Here is a 23,921-nt window from a genome sequence, read left to right on the forward strand (position 1 = left end):
CATTCTCGCAGACGACCGGCTGTCACGGGGACGTTGTTTGCTGTGTCCGAACCGGGTGGGTCAGTTCCGGGTACTTCGCGGTGAACGCGTCCCCGGATGACTGCCTGCGTAGCCGCCTGCCCACCCACGGTCCGAGGTAGTCACGAGCCCACAGGGCATCTTTCCGGAGTTGGACAAGCCGCGAGGCAGCCGGGCGCGCCTCGAGTTCGGGCAGTTCGATACTGTGCGCGGACTTCAGGACTTCCAGAACCCGAACCGCCATGAGCGTATGCCCGGCAGCGGACATATGCATCCGGTCCACGTCCCAGTACCCCCAGTTCTGGAACTCCCGCATCCGCCAGTAGTCAGCCACCTCGGCATCGTGCCGGTCCGCGATTTCCCGGACAAGTTCGTTGTAGATGGCTGTGCGCCCGCGGGTTTTGCCGAAAACGGCCGACTTCGACGAGTCGAACCCGGTGAAGAGGACCACAGCGGCACCGCTGTTCCGCAGGCGGGCGATGCCGGCGTCGTACTCTTCGAGAAGCGCGTCCAGGTCGATGGAGGGCCGCAGAATGTCATTGGCGCCTGCATAGATGGTTGCCAGGGTCGGTTTCAGGGCGAGCGCCGCATCGACCTGTTCAGAGAGGATCTGCCGCATCTTCCGGCCGCGGATGGCCAGGTTCGCGTAGCCCCAGGACGGGTCGGCGAGGACCAACTGCTCGGCGACGCGGTCAGCCCAGCCGCGCACGCCGTTGGGACTTTGCGGGTCCCAGTCCCCCACGCCCTCGGTGAAGGAATCGCCAAGAGCGACATAACGATGGGCGAATTCGGTGCCCGGAGACTCAGTGCCCAATAGTGTCAGTCCTCCTCGCCGGAACGGGGACTGGAGTCACCCTCGGCGTGCTGGTTCTCGGCGTCGTACTCGTGCTGGGTCTGGTGCTCGGTCTCGGTGTACGAGCCGTTGAACCCGGTGGTGTCACCGGTGGGACGGGCCGTGGACGGGTTGGGGAACGTGGGAGATCCGCTCAGCGGGTTGCCCTCCTCGGCACCCTCTTCCGGCCCGCTGCCCCGGCCTGCGCTGGATTGGTCCTGTGTCATGGCTCCTCCTTCTGGTTTTGACCACCCAGCATAGTCCCGTAAAAACTCTTCGCGCACCGGGTGAGGGGCAGACGCTAAGCTCGATTACAACCAATCTCGTCAGGAGAATACCCATGGCTTCTTTGCCGGACACCGAGTCTGAAACGCGGTCGGAAACGCAGTCGGAATCGCGGACAAAGCGCGCCGCCCTGATCCTCAACCCGGTCAAGCCCACCGAGGAGGATATCCGCGCAATCGTCACGGAACTGAGCCTCGAGAAGGGGTGGCAGGAACCCCTCTTCCTTGAGACCACCGAGGATGATCCGGGGCACGGCCAGGCACAAGAGGCGCTCAGGGAAGGGGTCGACGTCGTCATCGCGGCCGGCGGCGACGGCACCGTACGGTGCGTGGCGGAGGAACTGGCCGGCACGACGACGGCACTCGGCCTGCTGCCGCTGGGCACCGGCAACCTGCTCGCGCGCAACCTCGACATTGACGTCGACGATCCCCGCGGAGCCGTCGAAGCGGCACTCGGTGGCACCGAACGGCTGATCGATGTGGTGCATGTGAATGTGGACCGGGCACAGGACGCGCATGTCTTCCTCGTGATGGCCGGGCTTGGCTTCGACGCTTCGGTGATGGCTGATACCCGCGACGACCTCAAGGACAAGTTGGGCTGGCTCGCATACGTCGACGCCGGCATCCGGAACCTCCCGGGCAAGCCCTCCAAGGTTCATATCTCGATCGACGGCGGCAAGCGGGTCACCCGCCGCCTGCGCAGCGTCATGGGAGGCAACTGCGGAAAGATCATGGGCGGCCTGGAGATCTTTCCGGGCGCCAGGCTCAACGACGGGCTGCTGGACATCATGACCATCGCGCCGCGGGGCAAGTTCGGGTGGTTCGCTGTCGTCGGCAAGCTCCTGGCGCGGGGCAAGGGCAAGGACCCATCGGTGGAGTACTACCAGTGCAAGGCCGCAGAGGTGGAGTCTGACACGCCGCTGGAAATCGAGCTCGACGGCGACCCGCTCGGCCAGGGCACGCACATGTCCTTCCGGGTGGAACCGGACTCGCTGAAGGTGCGGATGCCGTACGGCAAGAAGGACCCGGCGATCCTGACCGACCCGGTGCCGTAGGTCCAGCGGGTCAGGGACCCGGCGCGAGCGTCGGGAGCCCGGTAGTCGCTAGAGGTGGCCGCCCGGGTCGACTGTCTTCCCATCGACGACCACTTCGAAATGCAGATGGCAGCCGGTGGAGTTGCCGGTGCTTCCCACTGCGCCGATAGCCTCTGCGCGGTCGATTTTCTCACCAACGGTGGTGCCCAGTGAGGCGAGGTGGTTGTAGGTGGTCTGCAGTCCCCCGCCGTGGTCGATCACAATGCGCTGACCCCCGCCATAGGGGTGCCACCCGGATTCGGTTACGGTGCCTGAGCCCGCGGCAAGTACCGGCGTGCCGCAGGCCCCGGCGAAATCCGTGCCCGTGTGCATTTCCTCGCCATACCCGCTCATCGGATTGATCCGCTTGCCGTATGCGGAAGCCACCGAAAGCTTGCTCAGCGGCGCACCGAGCGATGGTTCCTCAGCAGGTTTTTCTGCCGGCTCCTTGCTGGGCGCCTCCGCCGGCTTACGGCTGGGTTCGGCTTGGGCGACCGTGATTTCGCCCTCGGACAGCGTCGAAACCTTGCTCTCCCCAGCGGGCATGTCGTTGGGCGACGACGGTGCAACCGACTCGCGGCTGAAATCCACTGCGGCGCCCTCGGGGGCGGTGACGCTCTGCGTCTCGCTCGCCCTCACCAGCCCTGCCTCTGTCAGCAATGGCGGCCCTGCCTGGGTCAGCGCAAGCCCTGACGCAGCTGTGAGGGCTCCGCCGACGCAGAGCAGCGCGCGGACACGGCGCCGTGCACGATCGTGGCGGCGCTCAGCGCGTCGGGTCCGACTTCCGGCATGTGTTGGCGATGAACGGTGACCGGCCGAAACAGGCACAGGAGTGCCCACGGAATCATGCTGGGACAAGGGATTGCCTCTCTTGACGCCGGCGAAGTTAGCTGTCGGGTTCGAGCAAGAGTTACTCGGCCTTACCTTGATGGCCGCGCTTGGGCGGGATCAAGGAGTTTGCAGGCTTCACCCCAAAGGCAGACTGACTGCCCGGATTGGGTTCTCCGCCCCTGTCTTCGAGGATGAGGAACCGGACAGGTGACAGGGCTAGGCGTACAGTCCGGCGGCCACGATGATACGCATGACCTGATTCAACGGTACGGCACTCTGCCGAAAGTTACAAATTCGTTATGTGGCAATCACGGGAATTGCGTCCCCCCTGTGCTATCAGAGTTCGGATTTACCCCTACGCCAGTAACCCATGAAGGCGACCTGCTTGCGGTCGATGCCGACGTCTCGCACGAGGTAACGGCGCAACCCTCGGACCACAGCGGCTTCACCGGCAATCCAGGCATAAAACGGCAGCGCGCCCGAAGGCTTGTCCGGGTTCAGCGAGCCGTCAAGGGCCGCGGCATCCAGTAGCTGGGGCGTCTCCCAGAGGATGGTCTTGTCAATGTCGATGTCCTCCGGCTCGGGTCCGGCTGCCCGTTCAGGACCGCCGGCACGGGCTGCCGCGGCAAGTGCCTGCCCTGAGGGTGTGTCGGAGCCCAGGCTCACGCGGAAGGGCGCCGCCAGGGATACCCAGCCCGGGACCCTGACCGCCTGACGAACGGCCGCATCGAGCAGTTCACCGTGCGGACGGCCGCCGCGCACCAGCCAGCTGATACCTACGCCGGAACGGGTCCGGATGTCCTGGCAGTCAGATCCGTCCGGGACTTCCAGGAACGCGTGGCCGCTGATGTCCTCCGGCAGTGACTCAAGGATGGCGCTGATGGCCGGAACGGCCGTCTCATCCCCCGCGAGCAGAACGTTCTGGGCCAGGCCGGGGCGCCACTCGATGCCGCCGTACGCGCCGGCGGTTGAGCAGGTTGCGGCATGGATGTTTGGCCCGATCAGCCATACCCGGTCGCCCGGCTCAGCCGATGCGGCCCACTGCGAGGCCGGGCCGCCCTTCCCGTCCGCGTCGAAGTGCATCACGAAGTCGACGTCCAGCTCAGGAACCTCCTGATTGCAGCGTGATTCGCGGACCGTGTACGTGCGCATGTCCCCGCGTTCCGCGGGCTGGAGGGAAAGCCACTGCTGGTACCACCCGCTGCCCGCGCCGTCCATGAGCGCGCCGAGGTCCGCGCCTTCACCGCCGGTCGGCGGGATCATCACCTTGATGCGCAGATCCAGGGTGGAACCCTGGACGCCGAAGCCGGAAAGGCAGGCACCACCGAACGTGATGCGACGGAAATTCGCGCTGACGTGCTCCACACGGCTGACCACGACGTTGAACGCGCGGATCGCGGACACGGCCGCCTGTGCACCTGCAGCTGCGGCGGTCCGTGGAGTTGCCTCCGGCCCCGTCTCTGACGTTGACTCCGTTCTCGTCCTTCGGGCCCGATGCGCTGTGCTGACTTCTGTCACGATGCTGCCTCCATTGCCGGTGCGGGGAGCCCGTCCTGCGGGTTCGGTAAAAAACCCGTGACGCCCTCAGGGGTGGTCTTTGCGCTTGCAGTGCGGGGGGCGGCGTGATGCCGCCCGATGGGCACGACCATCGGCGTGCCCGAAACGGGATCAGGGATAACCTGCGATTCCAGGCCGAAGACCTCGGCGACCGTCTCCGCTGTGACCACCCTCGACGGCGAGCCCTCGGCGACAATGCGGCCGCCCTTCATGGCGATCAGGTGGTCCGCGTAACGAGCGGCGAGGTTCAGGTCATGCAGGACGATTGCGACGGTGGTGCCCGCAGTACGGTTCAGATCCGTGATCAGGTCGAGGACTTCCACCTGGTGCGCCACGTCAAGGAATGTGGTCGGTTCATCCAGAAGCAGGATGTCGGTTTGCTGCGCCAGCGCCATGGCAATCCAGACGCGCTGCCGCTGGCCGCCGGAGAGTTCGTCGACGTTGCGGTCTGCGAGTTCCAGCGTGTCGGTGACGCGCAGGGCGGAGGCAACGGCGGCGTCGTCGTCGGGACTCCACTGCCGGAACCAGCCCTGGTGAGGGTAGCGGCCACGGCCCACGAGGTCCACCACGGCGATTCCGTCCGGGGCCACCGGGGTTTGCGGGAGCAGCCCGAGGGTCTTCGCCACCGCGCGGGTGGACAGTGAGTGGATGTCCTTGCCGTCCAGGAGCACCGTTCCCGCCGCAGGCTTGAGCAACCGCGCCAGGCCGCGGAGCAGGGTGGACTTGCCGCAGGCGTTCGCCCCGACGATGACTGTGATCTTGCCCGTCGGCAGTTCGACGGTGAGGTCTTCGACCACCCGGCGGTTGTCGTATGCGAGTGTCAGGTCTTTGGCGTTCAACCTCATGTCAGCCTCCCTGGCCTGATCGGTTGGATGTGGCAAGAAGCCAGAGGAGGAACGGGGCGCCGAGCACACCCGTGATCACTCCGACCGGCAGGGAAACTCCTGGAATCAGGTTCGCACCCACGAAATCCGCTGCCAGAACGATGACCGCTCCGACCAGCGCTGCCGTCACCAGCGGGCGGTACCCGCCGAGGAGGCGCCGGGCGATCGGACCGGAGAGGAACGCGATGAAGGAGACCGGCCCGGCAGCCGCCGTCGCAACTGCGGCGAGGAGCACCCCGGTGACGATCAGCGCCAGCCGTGACCGTTCGACGTTTACGCCCAGTCCGGCTGCGGCGTCGTCGCCCAGTTCCAGCCCCCGCAGCGAGCGGGACAGTACGACGACGGCGGGCGCCAACATCACCAGCGCAACGGACAGTATGCTCACGCGTTCCCAGTTGCTCGAGTTGAGCGAACCGTTCAGCCACGCGAGGGCGTCGGTTGCGACGGTGATGTCGGTGCGGGTGAGGAGGAAGCTGACCACGGACTGCAGGACCGCCGCGAACCCGATGCCGACCAGGATGAGCCGGTATCCTGCCACCGAGCCCCGCCGGGAGATGAAATAGATGGCCAGCGCAACCACCAGGGCGCCGCCCATGGCGAAGCCTGAGAGGACGAGGCCGGATGCGCCGAGGAACGCGATCGCGAAGACGGCCGCCGCGCTGGCTCCGTAGCTGATGCCGATGATGTCGGGGCTGGCAAGCGGATTGCGGAGCATGGTCTGGAACACCGCTCCGGCAACGCCGAAGGCTCCACCGATCATGACGCCGATCAGGACGCGGGGAATCCGGTTCTCCATCACGATGAAACTGGCTCCCGGGATGTCGGCGCCTGCCACGATGCGGAAGAAGTCGGGGATGGTGACGGTGTAGCGGCCCAGCAGGAGCGTGACGGCGCTGAGCACGACGACGAGGAACGCCAGCACACCGATCTTCACGGCCCGCTGAGTGCGCAGCTGATGGCGCTGCGGGAGACCCAGGCCTTTGTCACCTGCGTGCTCAGCGGGTGTGGGACGGACTGCGAGGCTCATAATTCAGCCATCTTCCGGCGCCGCACCAGCCAGATGAATACGGGGGCACCGATGATTGCGGTGAGGATGCCCACCTGCACCTCACCGGGCGGGAGGATAACGCGTCCGAGGATGTCGGCGGCCAGCAGCAGCACCGGCGCGAGCACCATGGAGAACGGAAGGATCCACCTGTAATCAGGGCCCGTGAACGCACGCACCACGTGCGGAATGACGAGGCCGATAAATCCGATAGGGCCGGCGGCCGCTGTCGCAGCTCCGCAGAGCACGACGACGCCGAGTGCCGTGAGCGCGCGGGCGAGCGTGACGTTCTGGCCCAGTCCGCGGGCTATGTCGTCGCCGAGTGAAAGGCTGTTGAGCACCTTGCCTGTGAGCAGGGTCAGGGCGAATCCGAAGGCAAGGAACGGCAGCACCGGCAAGATGACGTCCCAGCCGCGGCCGGCTACGGAGCCTACCTGCCAGAACCTGAATGTGTCGAAGGTCTGCTGGCTGGAAACCAGCACGGCGTTCAGGAGCGAGACCATCCCGGCGGAGAGTGCAGCGCCGGCAAGCGCGAGCTTCACGGGAGTAGCGCCGTCGCGCCCGAGGCTGGCGACGGCGTAGACCAGCACCGCGGCGGCGGTTGCTCCGAGGAAGGCAAACCAGATGTACCCGGTGAAGTTGGTGACACCGAAGACGAAGATACCGATCACGACGGCGAGCGCGGCACCGGAGTTGATGCCGAGGATTCCCGGATCCGCGAGCGGGTTGCGGGCGACACCCTGCATGGCTGCTCCAGCCAGGCCGAGGGCGGCTCCGGCGAGCAGGCCGACGATGGTTCGCGGGATGCGCGAGAGTACGACGGCATGGTCACCGTTAGCGGGGTCCAGAGCTGTCAGGGCCTGCACAAGGGTTTCCACACCGATGGGCCGGGCTCCGATTGCCAGGGACGCAGCACACGCGAACGCGAGCACGAGGAACGCAGCGACCAGCTTCACGCCCCGGGCGGCGGGCCGTTTCGGTGCGCGCTGCGTGCGGAGGTCCAGCGGAGAGGCAGGGGCATCGAGTGCCATGCCTGCCTCCTTGAGCCAATACCCGAAGTCGCCGGACAGTCACCGGGACGGACTCAAGTAAGGCTAGCCTATGCATAGCAGCATTAGGAAACGGTTCTGTTCGCTATTTCCCTGGGTGACCCTGGAAAGTTTGTGCAGCTCCGGTGGTTTCAGCGCCGCCGAAGTCGCCGGAGCTGCACAAACTTTCCGCTAGGGCGCGGGGGGCGCGGTTCCGCGCCCGAAAGGACTTCCTCCGAGGCGCTCGCGCTGGTGTTCGGTGTGCCAGTTGTCCAGCGACGGGCCCTTCGGCACGATCTGCGTGGGGTTGATGTCCTCGTGGACGATGTAATAGTGCTTCTTGATCTGCTCGAAGTCGATCGTGTCGCCGAAACCGGGGGTTTGGAAGAGATCCCGCGCGTACCCCCACAGAGCCGGCATCTCCGTGAGTTTGTTCCGATTGCACTTGAAGTGGCCGTGGTACACCGGGTCGAACCGCGCCAGCGTCGTAAAGAGCCGCACGTCAGCTTCCGTGATCGAATCACCTACCAGGTACCGCTGACCGGTCAGCCTTTCCTCGAGCCAGTCCAGGGCGGTGAAGAGTCGGTCATAGGCGTCGTTGTACGCTTCCTGCGATCCGGCGAAACCGCAACGGTAGACCCCGTTGTTGACCTCCGTGAAAACCCGTTTGTTGACAGAGTCGATCTCCTCCCTCAGGTCCTCCGGGTAGAGGTCAGGGGCACCTTCCCGGTGGTGTTCCTTCCACTCCGTGGAGAAGTCGAGGGTGATCTGCGGGAAGTTGTTCGTGACCACTGCGCCGGAATTGACGTCGACGATCGCCGGCACGGTAATACCGCGGGGGTAGTCCGGATGCCGCTTGAAGTATGCCTCCTGGAGCCGCTCGATCCCCAGCACAGGGTCCCTGCCCCCCGGATCGAGGTCGAATGTCCAGGACCGCTTGTCATGGGTGGGCCCGGGCGTACCCATGGAGATGGCTTCCTCCAGCCCCAGGAGCCGCCGGACGATAATTGCCCGGTTGGCCCATGGGCAGGCCCGGGCGGCGATCAGACGGTAGCGCCCCGACTCCACCGGGAAGCCGTCCGCGCCGTCGCGCGTGATCCGCGTTTCAATGTATTGGGTGTCCCGCTTGAACTCCTTGCCGGAGTCCACGTAGGCACCCTTGGTGCTGTGGTCGGATTGGCTCATGATTTCACCCTAGGTGGTTGTATACCGGTCATGAATGGAGTTCGTTGAGCACCGGCGGTGGGATGCTTGCTCTCCTACCTGCACCTGCAACCCCTACTGCGCAAGCGATCCAAGCAGCGCGGTGCAGGCCGCTTCACAGCGGCGGCAGGCTTCGGCACAGATCCTGCAGTGATCGTGCATCGAGGCGTGGCGCTCGCATTCCTCCGCACAGTTCCGGCAGGCCTGCAGACAGGCCTCGAGCAACGGCGCAAGGACCGCGGGATGGTGCCCGCCCTGGCGTTGAAGCATCCGGGCGGTGGCCAGGCAGATGTCAGCGCAATCCTGATTCGTCCGGATGCAGTGCCGGAGGTCCTCGATGCCCTCCTCACCGAGGCAGGCGTCCGCGCAACTCCCGCAGGTGGCGACGCAGTCCAGGCATGCCTCGATGGTGGCCGCCAGGTCCCCCGCCTGAACCTGACCGGAGGGTCGCGGGTGGGCGATGATCATGTCAGCGATATGGGTCATGACTTGCCTGCCTTCTGGGTCTCATGATCACGGCCGTATTTGTGACGCAGTTCGCGACCTTCATCGACCAGTTCGATCTGCTTGTCGCGCTTCTTCTCGGCAGCCTTGGTGTCACGGGGCGGCAACTGCACGGTTTCCTCCGCCTTGATGCCCGCCTGCAATTCACGGCCTCGCTCAAGTTCGGCGTCGACTTCTGCCCCGAACAGCAGGGAGAGATTCGCAAGCCACAGCCACAGCAGGAAGATGATGACGCCGGCAATAGCGCCGTAGGTTTGCTGGTAGTTGCCGAAGTTTGCGATGTAGAAGGAGAAAGCCACCGTTGCGATGGCAAGGACCAGCAGCGCAATCATCGAGCCGATACTCACCCACTTGAACTTGGGCTGCTGAAGATTGGGCGTCGCATAGTACAGGACCGCGACCGTCAGTACCGCGACGGCAATCAGGACCGGCCACTTGGCGATGTTCCAGACGGTCAACGCAGTTGGGCCGAGACCAATTACCCCGCCGATTGCTTCCGCCACCGGCCCGGACACGATCAACAGCAGCGCCATCACCACAACCAGAAGCAGTACGACGACGGTGATCACCAGCATGATCGGGCGCAACTTCCAGAACGGGCGTCCCTCCTCGACTTCGTAAACGCGGTTCATTGCACGGGAGAACGCGGTGACGTACCCGGAGGCGGACCAGATCGCGCCGAGTAAGCCGATGACGAATGTCAGGCCGGCTGCATCTGAAGAGGCCAACTGCTCAACCGTCGGCTCGATGGTGTTCGCCGCCTGCGGCGCGATATTGGAGACGATATTGAGCACGGTGTCAGTGGTGGCCTGCGCCTGACCGAAGAGTCCGAGGATGGATACCAGGGCCAGCAGCGCGGGGAAGATGGCCAGCACCGCGAAGAAGGTCAGGGCAGCTGCAATATCAGTACATTGGTCCTTGCCGAACTCGTTCAACGTGCGTTTGAAGACGTACCCCCAGGCCGGTTTGGCCAGATCGGTAGGGTCATCCGGCTTCCGGGAGTCATCCGGGTCCGGGCTCGAGGCTGCCTTGGCTTGGGTTGCTTCCTCCGCCGAGTCCGCCTTCGCTGGATCTTTAGTGGCCACGTTTCTACCTCCGGTTCGAATTGCCTTCCTCAACCGAACCATAAGGATACTTACTATTGCAATAAGTAGTCGAGCGTTTAGTGTGGTTTTCACGTCTCCGCAACGATTGAAGGGTTCCACATGCGCATTGCTGTTATCGGAGCGACCGGCAACGTGGGAACGGCGCTCCTCCGCCGGCTCCAGCAGGTCCGCGACGAGAATCCTGCCATCGAACTGGTGGGGATTTCCCGCCGCGAGCCGTCCAGGGACCACGCACCGTACAGCGGTGTCGAGTGGCACACCGCCGACGTCGGCACTGACGCCGGCCGTGAACGTCTCACCGCCGCACTCCAGGGTGCTGACGCCGTCGTACATCTGGTGTGGGCCATCCAGCCGAACCGGGATGAGGACGCCCTGTACCGCACCAACGTGACCGGCACTCAGAACGCACTCCGCGCAGCCGCCGACGCCGGGGTGCGGCACTTCGTCTGCGCGTCTTCGGTTGCGGCATACAGCCCCGCACCGAAGACCGAACGGGTCACGGAGACCTGGCCGACCGGGGGTATTCCCTCGTCGCACTACAGCCGGTACAAGGCCGTTCAGGAAGACCTCCTGGATGAGTTCGAGAAGAAGTATCCGGAAATCCCCGTGGCAAGGCTCCGCCCAGGCCTGAGTTTCAACACAGAGGCGGGTAGCCAGATAGGTCGGTACTTCCTCGGCTCACTGGTTCCAAAAGGTCTTGTCCGGCGCCTGGGTCTGCTGCAGGTGCTGCCGATTCCTTCCGAGTTCGTGTTTCAGGCGCTCCACGTGGAAGACGTTGCGGAGGCCTACTGGCTGGCGGTCAAGCATCGGGCATCCGGAGCCTTCAACGTCGCCGCGGATCCTGTTCTCACGCCGGCGCTCGTGGCCGGCATCCTCGGAGCAAAACGTGTGTTCAACCTGCCGGTGTCTGTCCTCCGTGGGTTGGTCGCGGCCACATGGGGTCTACGGTTGCAGGCTTCGGACCCGGGCTGGATCGATATGGCTTCCCAGGCGCCGGTCATGAACACCGACCACGTCCGTACGGTCCTGGGCTGGGAGCCGAAGTACACCTCGGTGGATGCCATCCGCCAGGTGCTCGACGGGATGGCTGAGGGAGAAGGGAACGACGGCTCCCCCAGCCTGCGTCCCGGCCGCTGAGGTCAGCCTGAACCTGAGCGCAGCGTTCGGGGTTCAGCCCGTCTGCGCGCCGGCGCCGTCGGAGGTCAGCCATCCGACCGCCAGTGCTTCATCCGTGAAGTACCGGCTGGGCGTTGCAGCGCGGTAGTTGAAGGCCGTCATCACGCGCGCAACCTCGTCCTTGCCGAGGACGGCCGTACGGCTTGAGCACGTCTCTTCCAACAGGAGGCCCCTGGCCGGAGCGGTGATCCCGTCAACCAGGTCTATGTGCACGAGCAGCGGCCGCTTGCACGCGGGCGACATCGCCTCGACGGCGGAGATGCTCGCCTGCACGTCGTGCAACTCCAGAATTATCCCGGCATTCCAGCACAACCGAAGAAAGGCGCCCTCATCCGTCAGCAGGAAACGCGGATGATTGTCGGCTGAATATTCCATTGTTCGGTCTCCCCCAGACTCATGGTTCAGATGTGCTGTGTCCCGGCGTCAGCAGCCACTCGATTGCCGCGGCCGGCGCCGCAAAATGGCGTGTGGGATATCGCGGACGATGAACGTCGTTGAAGAAAGTGGTGAGTAGCCGATCCACCGCTGAAGGCCCCACGAGCGCCAGTGCTGCCACGTTCAGATATCCGGCGAAGATCGCCAGAGCCGCAGCGTCGAGCGAGACCATCGAATTCAGGATCACCAGCATCGGGTCGCACAGGTCCGGGTTCACTTCGTCGAGCTTTCGGACGAGTTCCAGGGCATCCTGTTCGCTCACCGTGACGCCTTCGCTCCACTCGACGCGGACATAGCCCTCCTCCAGTTCGAGGACGAAACGGTGACCGGACGCTCCCCCGTTCATCGCTTCTCCCCTCGTCCGGCTACCGAAGCCAAATGTATCCCACCTCACATCAACCGTGTCAGGTACGGTGTCAGGATGCCCTGCGGGCGTCCCGCTCATCGAGCACGGTCTCGCGCGGACCGCTGAAGTCCTCCCCGCGGCGCTCGGCCTCCGGGGAGCCGGAGAAGAGGCGGGCGTCGTGACGGGGCCGGCCCACGTCGTCGTTCTCGGTCTGGCCGGGCACGGCCGCAACGGACGACGGCGCCGATACCTGCTCCCAGCGCTGGCGGGGCAGAGCGTCGGGGAACTCGGTCTGGATGAACCGGACCATTTCTTCGCGGACGAGGCACTGCAGGTCCCACCGGTTGCCGCTGTCCGCCGCGCTCACCAGAATCCGTGCACGAACCACGCCGTCGGTGGCCGCGGTGATCTGCAGCGTCCCGGTACGGCCATCCCACAGCTCGGAGCTGTCGAGGATCTCGCGCAGGCGGGAACGCATGTTCTCGATCGGCACGCGCCAGTCGAGGTCCAGCTCCACGGTTCCCAACAGCTCGGAGCGGCGGCGGGTCCAGTTCTCGAACGGGGTGGAGGTGAAATAGGTGGAGGGAAGGATGATGCGGCGTTCATCCCAGGACTGAACCACCACGTAGGTCATGGTGATCTCCTCGATCGTCCCCATTTCGCCCTCGACGAGAACGACGTCGTCCACGCGGATTGCGTCGGTGAAGGCCAGCTGCACGCCGGCGAAGACGTTGCTCAGCGAACTCTGAACGGCGAGGCCTGCGACGATCGAGATGAGACCGGCGGAGGCCAGGATTCCGGCCCCCAGCGCACGCACTTCGTCAATGGTCAGCAGCAGGCTGGCCAGTGCGAGAGTGATGATCACCGCGACGGCAACCCGCCGTGCGAGCATAATCTGGGTCTTGAGCCGCCGGGCGCGCCGGTTGTCGCGGGTGGCATTTTCGTAGTACCCCAGCACCATGGTCTCCACCATGGAGAGCACCGCGATCAGCAGCCACGCCAGGGACCCGATGAGTGCCAGCACCAGCACGTAGTCGACGGGCGGGAACCAGGCGGCCTCACGCGCGGTGGCACCGAGGGCGATCCGGACGCCGAGGACGGCGAGCACCACCTGCAGCGGACCGCGCAATTTACGGGTGGCGTCATGGATCTGCGGCACTTTTCGGAGCGCACGTGCTGCCGCGCGGCGAAGGATCCACCCCAGCACGGCGGCGGCGAACACCGCTCCCGTGACAGCCAGGAAGGGGGTGATCGTATCTAGAAAGTCCATCCGTCTACAGTCTCAGATGGCACAGGGGGTCAGTCCAATTACCGTTCCGGCCTGTTGGGTACTAGTAGAGGAAAATGTCGAACCACTCCCGGTTGTGTGCGTGCAGCAAAACCAGGAAGAGCACAAAGTCGAACAAGAGGTGCACGCTCACGATGTAACTCAGCGACTTGGTCTTCGAGAAGATCCAGGCCTGGATCAGCGCGAACGGGTAGATGAGGACCGGGCCCCAGGCGTGGAAACCCAGCTCCCAGAGGAATGACGTGAACAGCACTGCCTGGAGGAGGTTGGCCTGCCAGTCGGGCAGATGGCGGCGCAGCAGGGTGAATGCGGTGCAGATGAAGAACAGCTCATCCCAGATACCGAGGACGTTGGTCCCCAGGAACAACCGAGTAATTGTTCCCGGGTCCGAGGCCGCGGGCCAGTTCTCGTAGACCCCGGTGGGGATCATGTACACCGGCAGCACCAGATAACCGATAATCACCACCGCAACCAGGTACCAGCGCTCCGTCCGGGTCCATTTCTGGCCGGTGAGCACCGGAAAGCGGATGGCGTGATCCTTGAAGACGAATCGGGACAGCAGATAGGGAACCGCGACGGCGAAGAGCATCGCCGTACCCATAATCGCCATGTGGCTGAAGCTGATATCGGTAGTGATGGGCACCGCGCTGATGATGACAAGGCCGATGGCCAGCAGCGACAGGTCCCGAAAAAGCGCCTTGCCGGTGAAGTACGCGACCGTGAGCGCCACGGCAAGAAACAGATAGCCGATCAGCCTCTGCTCCAGGGCGAAAGTGATGAAACCGGATGCGGAGACCAGGGCAGCGGACAGGACCGGCAGCACCCGGGGGCGCGCGTCAAGGCTCGCCGTGGTGATCATGATTCGAGCTTACGCCCTGCTCTGCCGTCAGCGCGCGCCTAGACTTACGAAATGGTAGACAAAGCTGTCGACAGCGAAACCCGTCAATCGCTCATCGCCGACACCCTGGTCGAGGCGTTCAAGCCGCTCATGGAAGCAGACCCGCATGGGTTCCGCACGAAGTTCCGCAAAATGGCCGCCGACCCGTTCGCCTTCTACCGCGGCAGCGCCTGCCTGTTCTACGCGGACATGCGGGAGATGACGGACGAGTGGGCCGATGACAAAACCAGCCGCGTGTGGATCCACGGCGACCTCCATGCGGAGAACTTCGGCACCTACATGAGCAGTACGGGGCAGCTGACGTTCGACATCAACGATTTCGACGAGGCCTACCTCGGTCACTTCTCCTGGGACCTGCGCCGGTTCACGACATCGCTGGCGCTGATGTGCTGGCAGAAGGCGCTCCCCGAGGAATCGGTGCGCTCGCTGGCACGCACGTACCTGTCCGCGTACCTGGACCAGGTGAAGCATTACGACGACGCCGGCCAGGACGACTTCGCGCTTCACCTTGGCAACACCTCGGGCACCATCCACGATGTGCTTCTGACTGCGCGGTCGTCCCGCCGAACCGATCTGCTCGACTCCATGACGCTGGTCGATAACCATGAGCGCCATTTCCAGAACAACAGTAAGACTCGGCGCCTCGACGACGATGAATACGGAAGGGTTGAAGAAGCGTTCAAGGACTATCTGGGGACTATCCCGGAGGGCAAGCGCTCGGGCCGTGAGGTCTTCTACAACGTCAAGGACATCGTCGGAAGCTCGGGTTTCGGCATCGGCAGCGCCGGCCTTCCCGCCTACAACGTGCTCATCGAGGGGTACAACGAGGCTCTGGAGAACGACATCATTCTGGCTATGAAGCAGGGCAATATCGCTGCGCCGAGCAGGGTTGTCACGGATGAGCGCGTGCGCTCCTACTTCGAGCATGACGGCCATCGGACCGTGATCAGCCAGCGGGCACTGCAGGTGCACACCGACACTTTCCTCGGTTACACCACGATTGACAGCACGGGCTTCGTGGTCGACGAACTCTCGCCCTACAAGGCGGACCTCAGCTGGGACAACCTCACGGAACCGGACGAAATTGAACCGGTCCTCGTGGACCTCGGACGGGCGACCGCCAAGGTGCACTGCGCGTCGGACGAAGACAGCGACCAGGATCTCGTTCATTTTCAGACCGAGCGCGCCATCATGCAGGTGGTTGATGGGCGCCGGGAGGAGTTCATCGACGACATCATCGAGTTCTCCCACACCTATGCACGAACGGTCCGGAGCGATTATGCGCTCTTCATTGAAGCGTTCCGGGAGAACCGGATACCGGGCGTCCCGTCAACCTGATGCGGGTAAGTGCTCACAGAAGCAGCCTGAAATCAACGTGAGATAGTTCACTCCTCGTCGGCTTGGAGATGGACTTAGGTAAGCCATACCTTACTAAGAGAAGCACTACTGATGATGCTTCCCGACATCTGTTCCTTCTCACCCTGGAGTCTCGCACGTGAAAAATCCTGGAAAAATCAGTGTGGTTGCCGCGCTCGCGGCAACCGTCCTGGCCCTGACGGCATGCGGTGGTTCCGCAGACGCCGGCAATGAGGCAGCCGGTACCGGAACCACGCTTACGGTGGAACACGCACAGGGAAGCACAACTGTCCCTGTCAATCCCGGGAACGTGTACACCTTCGACCTGGGAGTGCTCGACTCGCTGGACGCACTCGGCGTTGCGGTGTCAGGTGTTCCGCAGGGAAATCTTCCCCAGGCGCTGGACGCGTACGAGTCCGATGACTACACCAAGATCGGTTCAGTCAAGGAACCCGATTTCGAGGCGATTGCCGCCGGCGCGCCGGACCTCATCATCATCTCCGGCCGCACCGCCGACTACTACGACGAGCTGAGCGAGATCGCCCCCACCATCGACCTGAGCGTCGACCAGGCCGCACCGATCGACAGCTTCAAGGGGGTCAGCACCACGCTCGGCCGCATCTTCGAGAAGGAAGCTGAGGTGACCGAGCACCTCACCGCCATCGACGCCGGCATCTCGGAGGCGCAGGGCAACGCCGCCAGCTCCGGCACAGGCCTGATCGTCCTGACCAGCGGCGGTGAACTGACCGCCTACGGCGCCGGATCCCGATTCGGCCTCATCCATGACGTCCTCGGCGTCGAGCCGGCTGCTGAGGTCACTGAGGACGGTTCCCACGGGCAGTCCATCTCCTTCGAGTTCATTGCTGAAACCAACCCCGACTACCTCTTCGTGATTGACCGCGACTCCGCAATCGGTGAGTCCGGTGACGCCGCCTCCGCGGTCCTGGACAACGATCTGGTCAATGGCACCACCGCAGCAGAGGAGGATCACATCGTGTACCTCGACGCCGCAAGCTGGTACCTCGTGGGGTACGGCCTGGGCAACGTCGAGGCCATGGTCAGCTCCGTCAACGACGCACTGATCAGCTGATCTCATCCGCCGGTTACACTCACCTGTCACCGGCACAAGGCCATTCTGTGATCACAGCACCTTCACCGGCAGATGTCCGGACGACGGCCCGCCGCCCGTTCCCAGCGTTACGCGCCGGGCTTGCGGCGCTCGCCGTCGTCGTCCTTTCTGTTGCGAGCCTGCTCATCGGTGTCAGCGACGTCTCGCCGGCAGCCCTGTTCTCCCAGTCCGACGACGGCACAGCCGGACGGATCCTGCTCATCAGCCGAATCCCGCGTACCCTCGCCATTCTCCTGACGGGCGTGGCGGTGGGCGTGGCCGGGCTCATCATCCAGCTGATGGCGCGCAACAAGTTCGTTGAGCCCTCCACCGTGGGGACCGTCGAGTCCGCCATGCTCGGCATTCTCGTTGTCACGGTGCTGATACCGGCAGCTCCTCTGCTGGCCAAGATGGGCGTGGCAGCGGTCTTCGCCGTCGCCGGAACAGCGCTCTTCCTGCTTATATTGCGGCGCGTGCCCCTGCGGAATTCATTGATTGTCCCGCTGGTCGGCATCATGCTGGGCGGGATCATCGGCGCTGTCACCACCTTCTTCGCCTACCGGTTCGACCTGCTCCAGAGCCTGAACAGCTGGATGGTGGGCGATTTCTCCGGCGTGCTCGCGGGCCGTTACGAATTCCTCTGGCTGGTGGGGGCACTCACAATCGTGGGCTATTTTGCCGCCGATCGCTTCACCGTCGCCGGGATGGGCAGCGAATTCACCACCAATCTTGGCCTCAACTACCGGGCGGTGATGAGTCTGGGACTCGTGATCGTCGCGCTGATCAGCGCCGTCGTCGTTGTGACCGTCGGAGCAGTGCCGTTCCTCGGCCTGCTGGTGCCCAACCTCGTCTCCATGCTGATCGGGGACAACGCGCGCCGGGCCGTGCCGTGGGTTGCGCTGCTGGGCGCGGGCCTGCTCCTGTTGTGCGACATCCTGGGCCGCCTGATCCGTTTCCCCTACGAGATCCCGGTAGGCACCGTCCTGTCCGTCGTCGGAGCCGCCGGCTTCCTCTACCTCCTGCTGAGGAGCCGCCGCCGTGTCGCCTGAAGCAATGCCTCCCGCACTGACCGTACGACGACGGCGGCCCCTTCAGGGACCCGGTCCCCGGACCTGGATCCTGGTGCTGGGTCTTCTTGCGGCCGCGCTGACGTTGACGTTCATGACCATCGGCCTCTCGGGGAACCTGGCCTATGTCCTGCCGCTGCGCGCCACCAAGGTGGCGTCGATGCTGCTGGTGGCCTACGCCGTCGGGGTATCCACCGTGCTCTTCCAGACGGTCACGGGGAACCGGATTCTCACGCCGTCGATCATGGGGTTCGACGCGCTGTACATCCTCCTGCAGACGTTCCTTGCCTTCACCATCGGCACGCAGGCCCTCCTCACCCTGGGCTCAGGCGCCCGCTTCCTGATGGAGGTGGTTCTGATGGTTGCGTTCTCTTGGGTGCTCTACCGCTGGCTCTTCGTCGGCGGCGGGAAGTCGCTGCACCTCGTGCTGCTGGTGGGCATTATCTTCGGCACGCTCTTCCGCGGAATCTCCTCGCTGCTGCAGAGGCTCATTGACCCGAGCGAGTTTGTGGTTCTGCAGGACCTGTTCTTTGCCAGCTTCAATAACGTCGACTCGTCCCTGTTGGGGGTGTCAGCGCTGGCCATCTTCGCCGCGAGTGCGGCCGGCTGGCGCATCCGGAACCAGTTCGACGTTCTGACCCTCGGACGGGAAACCGCCCTCAGCCTCGGCGTGAACCACCAAAGCGCCGTGACGCAGGTGCTGGTGATCTGCTCGGTGCTCGTGGCAGTCTCCACTGCCCTGGTGGGACCGATCACGTTCTTCGGCCTGCTCGTGGCATCGGTCGCCTACCAGCTCTCTGCGGTGTTCCGGCACAAATACGTGCTGCCGATCGCCATCCTGCTGGGCGCCATCGCGCTCCTCGGCGGTCAGCTGATCCTCGAGAGGGTCTTCGGCTTCGACACCGCCCTGAGCATCGTCATCGAGTTCGTCGGCGGGATCGTTTTCATCGCCCTCCTCCTGAAAGGTTCGATCAAATGATCCAGCTGTCCGGCGTGACCAAGGCGTACGGCTCCGATACCGTCGTCGACTCCGTAACAGCCGCCATACGCCAGGGCGGCATCACCTCGATCATCGGCCCCAACGGCGCAGGCAAGTCCACCCTGCTGTCCATGATGAGCCGGCTGCTGCCCATGGACAGCGGTTCGGTTGTGATCGAGGGCATGGACGTAAGTACGACGGCAAGCAACACGCTGGCACGGAAAATGGCGATTCTGCGCCAGGATAACCAGCTCACCGTCCGGCTGACGGTCCGCGATCTGGTGGGATTCGGACGCTTCCCGCACAACCAGGGCAGGCCGACATCACAGGACCGCCTGCATATTGAGCGTGCCCTGGACTACCTCGATCTGGGTTCAATGGCTGACAGGTTCGTGGATGAGCTCTCCGGCGGGCAGCGGCAGCGGGCGTTCATCGCCATGGTGCTGGCCCAGGACACCGACTACATCTTCCTGGACGAGCCGTTGAACAACCTCGACATGAAGCACGCCGTGGACCTGATGCGCATGCTCCGGCGCACCGTTGAGGACCTTGGCAAGACCGTGGTGCTGGTCATCCATGACATCAACTTCGCGTCCTGTTACTCGGACCGGATCATCGCAATGCGAAACGGCGCGGTGGTGCACCAGGGCACTCCCGCAGAGTTGATGCACACGTCGCTGCTGCGCGAGGTGTACGACATCGACATCCGCATCGAAGAGATCGACGGCAACCGCATCGGGGTATATTTCGCCTGAGTGCGCGCCCTGGGTATCCGGCGGCGCCCTGACGGATTGTCTGTCCCATGGGGCAGGATGGGAGCCATGGAGGCCGTTATGGATTTTGATGTACTGGTCATCGGTGCCGGCCCGGCAGGCATGGCTGCTGCAACCCGCGCCGCGGAACTGGGGGCACGCACCGCCGTCGTCGAGCGTGCCCGGCTGGGCGGCACGTGCGTCAACTCGGGCTGTGTGCCTACGCGGGTGCTCGCAAAAACGGCACGGCTGTACCGGGAGGTGCGCACCGCCCGCGAGTACGGAATCGTTGTGCAGGAGCCCGCGGTTGACTGGCCGCAACTGGTCCGGCGGGTCCGCTCCACCGTGGACCGCGTGCTGGACGCAAAAGGGTACAGCGAGTCCATGCAGCGCCTGAAGATCACCCTGCTGGAGGGCGAGGCCGCCTTCACCGCGCCCCAGGAAATCTCTATCGGGGGCCGCACGGTCACTGCCGCCTCAATCATCCTGTGCGTCGGCGGTAGCGCGCGCCGGCTCCCCCTCCCGGGCGCCGAGCACGCCGTGCTCCCCCATGAGGTGCTGGACCTTCCGGACCTCCCCGAAGCCGTTGCGATCATCGGAGGCGGCCACACGGGCGCGCAGCTCGCCACCATTTTCGATGCGCTCGGCTCGCGCGTCACCCTCCTCGACCTGGCCCCGCGCATTCTCACCACCGAGGACGAGGCCGTCTCCACCGCCGTGACGGAAAGCTTCCGTTCCCGCGGCGTGCGCGTGGACGTCGGCATCCGTGGTGTGGAGAGCATCGAAAAGCACGACGACGGCCGGCTCGAGATCAGCTGGCAGGGAACCGATGGCGTGGAGTCGGCTCAGGTTGGAGCGGTGGTCATGGCTGCCGGCTGGCCGGCGAACATCGACGGTCTTGGTCTGGACGCCGCCGGGATCACCGCAACGCGGGGAGCTATCCCGGTGGACAACTACCTCCGGTCCAACGTCCCGCACATCTTCGTTGCCGGAGACGCCAATGGAACGTCCATGCTGGTGCAGGCTGCGGTCTTCGAGGGTGAGACCGCAGCGGAGAACGCCGTCCTCGGAGCGCACCGCACCACGCCACACCACCTGCTTCCGGAGGGTGGTTTCACTGACCCTGACTATGCCGGGGTGGGGCTGACCGAGGAGAACGCGAGGGAACGTGACCTGGAGTGCGCCGTCGTCGTCGTTCCCTATGGCGCGGTGGAGCGCCCCATCATCGATGACCGGGAGCAGGGATTCCTGAAATTGGTCACTGACCGGCACCGCGAACTGATCCTCGGTGCGCACGCTGTCGGCGAGAATGCAGTGGAGGTTATTCAGGCGGTCGCGGCCGCGATGGCGGCCGGCACGGACGTCGCCACCCTTGCCCGCGTGAAGTTCGCCTACCCCACCTACAGTTCGATCATCGGCCATGCGGCGCGGAAGGTGGTGCGGGGAGCAGGGAAAGACTCCTGGTAGTCGGACTGCTACTGTGGGACGAGGATCACTACAAAGCTTGCTTATCAACGGGGGCGAACAGGCACAGAGCCTGAGGCACCGGTATGAGCGCAGTGAGGAGTAGCCATGGGCAGCGCGGAGAAGAAGTTTTCGGTAACGGAAGAGTCGGACAGCAAGCACCCGCACGACTGGGGCCGGGCAATGGCAGTAGCCATCAGCCGGCTCGCTGACCTCGCACACGAGGCGGGGGACGTCGTCGAACATGAGAATCTCTACGGCGAAGACCTGCATCTCTTCGTCAGCGAGACTGACGAGGGCGCAAACATCACCATGTCATGGACTCCCCGGGCATCCAACGCCCCTCAATCTTCTGAGCAGGAACAGTCATGAGCGCCTCAAACCCGGATCCGGAACAGGACAACGTCACAGGGCTGGAGCCCGGCGGCGGCGTGCCTCCAGGTGAAACCCCTCCCGGTGAAGCAAGTACAGCCGGGCCCCAGGGCCACGAGGAAAACGCACCCGGGAAGGCGGCTTCCCGCATTTGGTTGGTGCTGATCGGCATCTTCGTACTGCTTGGGCTCCTGTTCTTCGTTGGCTACATCGTCGGGCTGTTCACCTAGGCGGCATAGTCACACCCAGACAGCAAAGCGGCCGAGCCCCATGGGGGACGGCCGCTTTGCTGTCTGTCGATCTCAGATGCGGTAATAGTCCCGAAGCTTCGATTCCTGTTCAGCCGTGAGGCCTTCTTCAGCCGTGAAGTCCGGCGCGTCCTTGATGGTGTCCTTGGTGACCGCGACATAAAGATTGTCGCCGTCCAACCGTGAACCGGCGAGCGGAACGAAGTTCTCCCTCGTGTTCAGCAATCCGAGCCCGACGGTCACCCAGGCGGGCTTGCGCGAGACTCCGTCAAAGTGCACCTGCGAGACGTTCCCAAGCTTGTCCCCGTTGAGGTCCCATGCTGTGGCTGCCTGCAGTTGTTCGAGTTCGAGGTTATCCATGATGCCTCCGAGCGTAGATGAGAAGTACCCTTACCATTCCAGTGCATCGAGCACCCAAAGGCAACGACGCTCCCATGTGATCTCTCTGGAGGGTTACGCTCCCTCAGCCGCAACGGCGGCCTCGTTGATCATCGGCAGCCACTTGTCCAGCGCCCAGACGAGGGACAGCGGGCTGGCTGCGGAGATGGACAGGGTGAGGGTGTTGTCGGCGTCGGCGACAAGCGCACCGGACTTCACCGCTGGGATCTGGCTCAGCAGCGGGTCCTCGGCGATTGCTTTCTTGGTGGCGTCATCCGGAACCCAGGTCACGAACACGTCTGACTCAAGTTCGTCGGCACGCTCAGCTGACCATGGGATGAAGAACTCGTCACCGGTGGTGTTCTCAGCAACGACGTCAGCCATTTCCATGCCGAGCTGGCTGAGGAAACGGGGACGGTTATCGCTGGCGGTGTAAATGTTCACGCCCTCGGAGCTGTTCGGTTCCAGGTTGCCGAAGATGAAGGACTTTCCCGCGATCGCGGGGTACTCCGCAGCGGCCTCGGCGACCTGGTCCTCGGTCTCGGCCACGAGCTGCTCCGCTTCTTCGGTCAGGCCGAGAGCATCACCGATCATTGCGGTCGAATCCTGCCACGCGGTGCCGTACGCAACCTCCGGATAGGCGACCACGGGAGCGATTTCGCTGAGCGTGTTGTAATCCTCTTCAGTGAGACCGGAGTATGCCGCGAGGATGATGTCCGGGTTGGTCGCAGCAATCTCGTCGAAGGCGATGCCGTCAGCCTCGGAGTACTGAACGGGCGCGTTCTCGGTGCCGATAGCGGCGTCGAGCTCTTCGAGCTTGGCGTCCTTCCACGGTGTGGAGCCCTGGTCATTTCCGCCATACTCGTCCGCCGGCATGCCGACCGGAACCACGCCGAGCGCCACGGCAACATCGGCGTTGACCCAGGAGACGGTGGCCACGCGCTCGGGCTTTTCCTCGATTACGGTCTCGCCGAAAGCGTGCTCAATAGTTACGGGGAACGCTTCAGCGGAGCCGCCTTCATTCGCTCCGGCAGCTTCGGAGCCGCCTCCGGACGGGCCGGTCGAGCATGCAGAGAGGGACATTACCGCAATCGCTGCCGCGGCGATCAAACCGCGCACGCGTGTGGGGGCCATCGGGGGGCTCCTTGACTTTCGAGACGGCATCGAACGGACCGTCGGGATGGTTACGAAAGTAAGGTTAGCCTAGGCTTTCATCGATTAGGAAATGTTTGTGTTGCGTAATAGGTGTCAGTATCGCGCTTTACGGGTTTCCCTGTCATTGGCTTTCTGGATGGCCTCCACCAGCTCCTGCTTGTTCATGGTCGAGCGCTTCGGCACGTCAAGCTTCTTCGCGATGTCGTAGAGGTGCTCCTTGGTTGCGTTGGCGTCCACGCCCCCGGCAGTCTCCTTCGACGTTCCACGCCCGCCTTCGGCCTGCTCATCGGACGGACCCTTGGAGTCCTTCTGCTCCCAGTGGTCGCCCACTTTCTCGTGGGTGTGCTTCAACGCGCTGTACGCGGTGCGGTGTGCCCGCTCGCCGTCACCGTACTGTTCCTCCGCGGAATCGAGGGTCTTGGCGTAGATCTCCTGCGCCAATTTGTCAGACCGCTGCAGGGTGCTGGGCAGCTCGTCGGTCTTGACCTTCCCTGACTTGGTTACCTTCGGCATTGCATCTGCTCCTTCCGTATC

Annotated in this window: 27 protein-coding genes and 1 riboswitch; of the genes, 10 read left to right on the plus strand and 17 right to left on the minus strand. The window is 64.1% G+C overall.

Going from position 1 to position 23,921, the window contains the following annotated elements; genetic code table 11:
* Window positions 1–22: 22 nt before the first annotated feature.
* Together AC4D1W_RS09940 and AC4D1W_RS09945 are read right to left on the minus strand one after the other, a co-directional pair.
* Entirely contained in the window at window positions 23–832 is an 810-nt protein-coding gene (locus AC4D1W_RS09940) for an SGNH/GDSL hydrolase family protein (protein WP_490890158.1), read from the minus strand.
* A gap of 5 nt (window positions 833–837) precedes the next feature.
* Window positions 838–1,077 carry a hypothetical protein gene (locus AC4D1W_RS09945; protein ID WP_490898634.1) on the minus strand — a complete coding sequence of 80 codons (240 nt, stop codon included), beginning with the start codon at window positions 1,075–1,077 and terminating at the stop codon, window positions 838–840.
* A 113-nt stretch (window positions 1,078–1,190) separates the two neighbouring features.
* On the opposite strand from AC4D1W_RS09945, the gene AC4D1W_RS09950 reads away from it, so the two are divergent.
* On the plus strand, window positions 1,191–2,189 hold the full coding sequence (locus AC4D1W_RS09950; protein WP_490898635.1) for a diacylglycerol/lipid kinase family protein: 999 nt from the start codon (window positions 1,191–1,193) through the stop codon (window positions 2,187–2,189).
* 48 nt (window positions 2,190–2,237) lie between these two features.
* Here AC4D1W_RS09950 and AC4D1W_RS09955 read toward each other — a convergent pair whose 3' ends face one another.
* From AC4D1W_RS09955 to AC4D1W_RS09990, 8 genes are all read right to left on the minus strand, one after another.
* A complete protein-coding gene (locus AC4D1W_RS09955) occupies window positions 2,238–3,047 on the minus strand; it encodes a M23 family metallopeptidase (protein WP_490898636.1) in 810 nt (269 codons plus the stop codon).
* Between the two features lie 21 nt (window positions 3,048–3,068).
* Window positions 3,069–3,247, minus strand: a riboswitch (cyclic di-AMP (ydaO/yuaA leader).
* A gap of 127 nt (window positions 3,248–3,374) precedes the next feature.
* Window positions 3,375–4,442, minus strand: coding sequence for a siderophore-interacting protein (locus tag AC4D1W_RS09960; RefSeq protein WP_490898637.1), 1,068 nt, complete (start codon window positions 4,440–4,442; stop codon window positions 3,375–3,377).
* 110 nt (window positions 4,443–4,552) lie between these two features.
* Window positions 4,553–5,440, minus strand: coding sequence for an ABC transporter ATP-binding protein (locus AC4D1W_RS09965; RefSeq protein WP_490898638.1), 888 nt, complete (start codon window positions 5,438–5,440; stop codon window positions 4,553–4,555).
* Window position 5,441: 1 nt separating this feature from the next.
* The gene (locus tag AC4D1W_RS09970; RefSeq protein ID WP_490898639.1) at window positions 5,442–6,506 is read right to left on the minus strand and encodes a FecCD family ABC transporter permease; all 1,065 of its coding nucleotides are present in this window, start codon (window positions 6,504–6,506) and stop codon (window positions 5,442–5,444) included.
* Window positions 6,503–7,555, minus strand: a complete 1,053-nt coding sequence (locus AC4D1W_RS09975; protein ID WP_490890169.1) for a FecCD family ABC transporter permease — start codon at window positions 7,553–7,555, stop codon at window positions 6,503–6,505. The genes AC4D1W_RS09970 and AC4D1W_RS09975 overlap by 4 nt, the downstream gene beginning before the upstream one ends.
* A gap of 189 nt (window positions 7,556–7,744) precedes the next feature.
* A complete protein-coding gene (locus AC4D1W_RS09980) occupies window positions 7,745–8,737 on the minus strand; it encodes a glutathione S-transferase family protein (protein ID WP_490890171.1) in 993 nt (330 codons plus the stop codon).
* 93 nt (window positions 8,738–8,830) lie between these two features.
* On the minus strand, window positions 8,831–9,241 hold the full coding sequence (locus AC4D1W_RS09985) for a four-helix bundle copper-binding protein (protein WP_490890172.1): 411 nt from the start codon (window positions 9,239–9,241) through the stop codon (window positions 8,831–8,833).
* On the minus strand, window positions 9,238–10,344 hold the full coding sequence (locus AC4D1W_RS09990) for a YihY/virulence factor BrkB family protein (protein WP_490890174.1): 1,107 nt from the start codon (window positions 10,342–10,344) through the stop codon (window positions 9,238–9,240). The genes AC4D1W_RS09985 and AC4D1W_RS09990 overlap by 4 nt, the downstream gene beginning before the upstream one ends.
* Before the next feature lie 120 nt (window positions 10,345–10,464).
* On the opposite strand from AC4D1W_RS09990, the gene AC4D1W_RS09995 reads away from it, so the two are divergent.
* Complete coding sequence (locus AC4D1W_RS09995) at window positions 10,465–11,502, plus strand: NAD-dependent epimerase/dehydratase family protein (RefSeq protein ID WP_490890175.1); 1,038 nt, start codon at window positions 10,465–10,467, stop codon at window positions 11,500–11,502.
* A gap of 33 nt (window positions 11,503–11,535) precedes the next feature.
* Here the strand turns inward: AC4D1W_RS09995 and AC4D1W_RS10000 are convergent, their stop codons facing one another.
* From AC4D1W_RS10000 to AC4D1W_RS10015, 4 genes are all read right to left on the minus strand, one after another.
* On the minus strand, window positions 11,536–11,916 hold the full coding sequence (locus tag AC4D1W_RS10000) for a DUF7793 family protein (protein ID WP_490890177.1): 381 nt from the start codon (window positions 11,914–11,916) through the stop codon (window positions 11,536–11,538).
* A 19-nt stretch (window positions 11,917–11,935) separates the two neighbouring features.
* Window positions 11,936–12,322 (minus strand): DUF7793 family protein, encoded by a 387-nt coding sequence (locus tag AC4D1W_RS10005; RefSeq protein WP_490890179.1) that lies wholly within the window; start codon window positions 12,320–12,322, stop codon window positions 11,936–11,938.
* 70 nt (window positions 12,323–12,392) lie between these two features.
* Window positions 12,393–13,592 carry a mechanosensitive ion channel family protein gene (locus tag AC4D1W_RS10010; protein ID WP_490890180.1) on the minus strand — a complete coding sequence of 400 codons (1,200 nt, stop codon included), beginning with the start codon at window positions 13,590–13,592 and terminating at the stop codon, window positions 12,393–12,395.
* A gap of 61 nt (window positions 13,593–13,653) precedes the next feature.
* Window positions 13,654–14,469: a CPBP family glutamic-type intramembrane protease gene (locus AC4D1W_RS10015; protein ID WP_490890182.1), complete on the minus strand. Its 816-nt coding sequence runs from the start codon at window positions 14,467–14,469 to the stop codon at window positions 13,654–13,656.
* A 51-nt stretch (window positions 14,470–14,520) separates the two neighbouring features.
* Between AC4D1W_RS10015 and AC4D1W_RS10020 the strand changes: the two genes are divergently transcribed.
* The 8 genes from AC4D1W_RS10020 (at window position 14,521) to AC4D1W_RS10055 (ending at window position 21,836) form a co-directional block, all read left to right on the plus strand.
* Window positions 14,521–15,846, plus strand: coding sequence for a DUF2252 domain-containing protein (locus AC4D1W_RS10020; protein WP_490890184.1), 1,326 nt, complete (start codon window positions 14,521–14,523; stop codon window positions 15,844–15,846).
* 157 nt (window positions 15,847–16,003) lie between these two features.
* The gene (locus tag AC4D1W_RS10025; protein ID WP_490890186.1) at window positions 16,004–16,954 is read left to right on the plus strand and encodes a siderophore ABC transporter substrate-binding protein; all 951 of its coding nucleotides are present in this window, start codon (window positions 16,004–16,006) and stop codon (window positions 16,952–16,954) included.
* 47 nt (window positions 16,955–17,001) lie between these two features.
* Window positions 17,002–18,021 carry an ABC transporter permease gene (locus AC4D1W_RS10030; RefSeq protein WP_490890187.1) on the plus strand — a complete coding sequence of 340 codons (1,020 nt, stop codon included), beginning with the start codon at window positions 17,002–17,004 and terminating at the stop codon, window positions 18,019–18,021.
* Window positions 18,011–19,018 (plus strand): iron chelate uptake ABC transporter family permease subunit, encoded by a 1,008-nt coding sequence (locus AC4D1W_RS10035; protein WP_490898640.1) that lies wholly within the window; start codon window positions 18,011–18,013, stop codon window positions 19,016–19,018. Before AC4D1W_RS10030 ends, AC4D1W_RS10035 begins: the two co-directional genes overlap by 11 nt.
* Window positions 19,015–19,773: an iron ABC transporter ATP-binding protein gene (locus AC4D1W_RS10040; protein WP_490898641.1), complete on the plus strand. Its 759-nt coding sequence runs from the start codon at window positions 19,015–19,017 to the stop codon at window positions 19,771–19,773. The genes AC4D1W_RS10035 and AC4D1W_RS10040 overlap by 4 nt, the downstream gene beginning before the upstream one ends.
* A gap of 78 nt (window positions 19,774–19,851) precedes the next feature.
* Window positions 19,852–21,237 carry a dihydrolipoyl dehydrogenase family protein gene (locus tag AC4D1W_RS10045; protein WP_490898642.1) on the plus strand — a complete coding sequence of 462 codons (1,386 nt, stop codon included), beginning with the start codon at window positions 19,852–19,854 and terminating at the stop codon, window positions 21,235–21,237.
* A gap of 105 nt (window positions 21,238–21,342) precedes the next feature.
* Entirely contained in the window at window positions 21,343–21,606 is a 264-nt protein-coding gene (locus tag AC4D1W_RS10050; RefSeq protein WP_490890192.1) for a hypothetical protein, read from the plus strand.
* Window positions 21,603–21,836, plus strand: coding sequence for a DUF6480 family protein (locus tag AC4D1W_RS10055; protein ID WP_490890194.1), 234 nt, complete (start codon window positions 21,603–21,605; stop codon window positions 21,834–21,836). Before AC4D1W_RS10050 ends, AC4D1W_RS10055 begins: the two co-directional genes overlap by 4 nt.
* 72 nt (window positions 21,837–21,908) lie before the next feature.
* Here AC4D1W_RS10055 and AC4D1W_RS10060 read toward each other — a convergent pair whose 3' ends face one another.
* From AC4D1W_RS10060 to AC4D1W_RS10070, 3 genes are all read right to left on the minus strand, one after another.
* A complete protein-coding gene (locus tag AC4D1W_RS10060) occupies window positions 21,909–22,214 on the minus strand; it encodes a PRC-barrel domain-containing protein (protein ID WP_490890195.1) in 306 nt (101 codons plus the stop codon).
* A 93-nt stretch (window positions 22,215–22,307) separates the two neighbouring features.
* Window positions 22,308–23,366, minus strand: coding sequence for an iron-siderophore ABC transporter substrate-binding protein (locus AC4D1W_RS10065; protein ID WP_490898643.1), 1,059 nt, complete (start codon window positions 23,364–23,366; stop codon window positions 22,308–22,310).
* 114 nt (window positions 23,367–23,480) lie between these two features.
* The gene (locus AC4D1W_RS10070; RefSeq protein ID WP_490898644.1) at window positions 23,481–23,900 is read right to left on the minus strand and encodes a ChaB family protein; all 420 of its coding nucleotides are present in this window, start codon (window positions 23,898–23,900) and stop codon (window positions 23,481–23,483) included.
* Window positions 23,901–23,921 lie beyond the last annotated feature (21 nt).

It is taken from the genome of Arthrobacter sp. TJ-170, assembly GCF_058269305.1.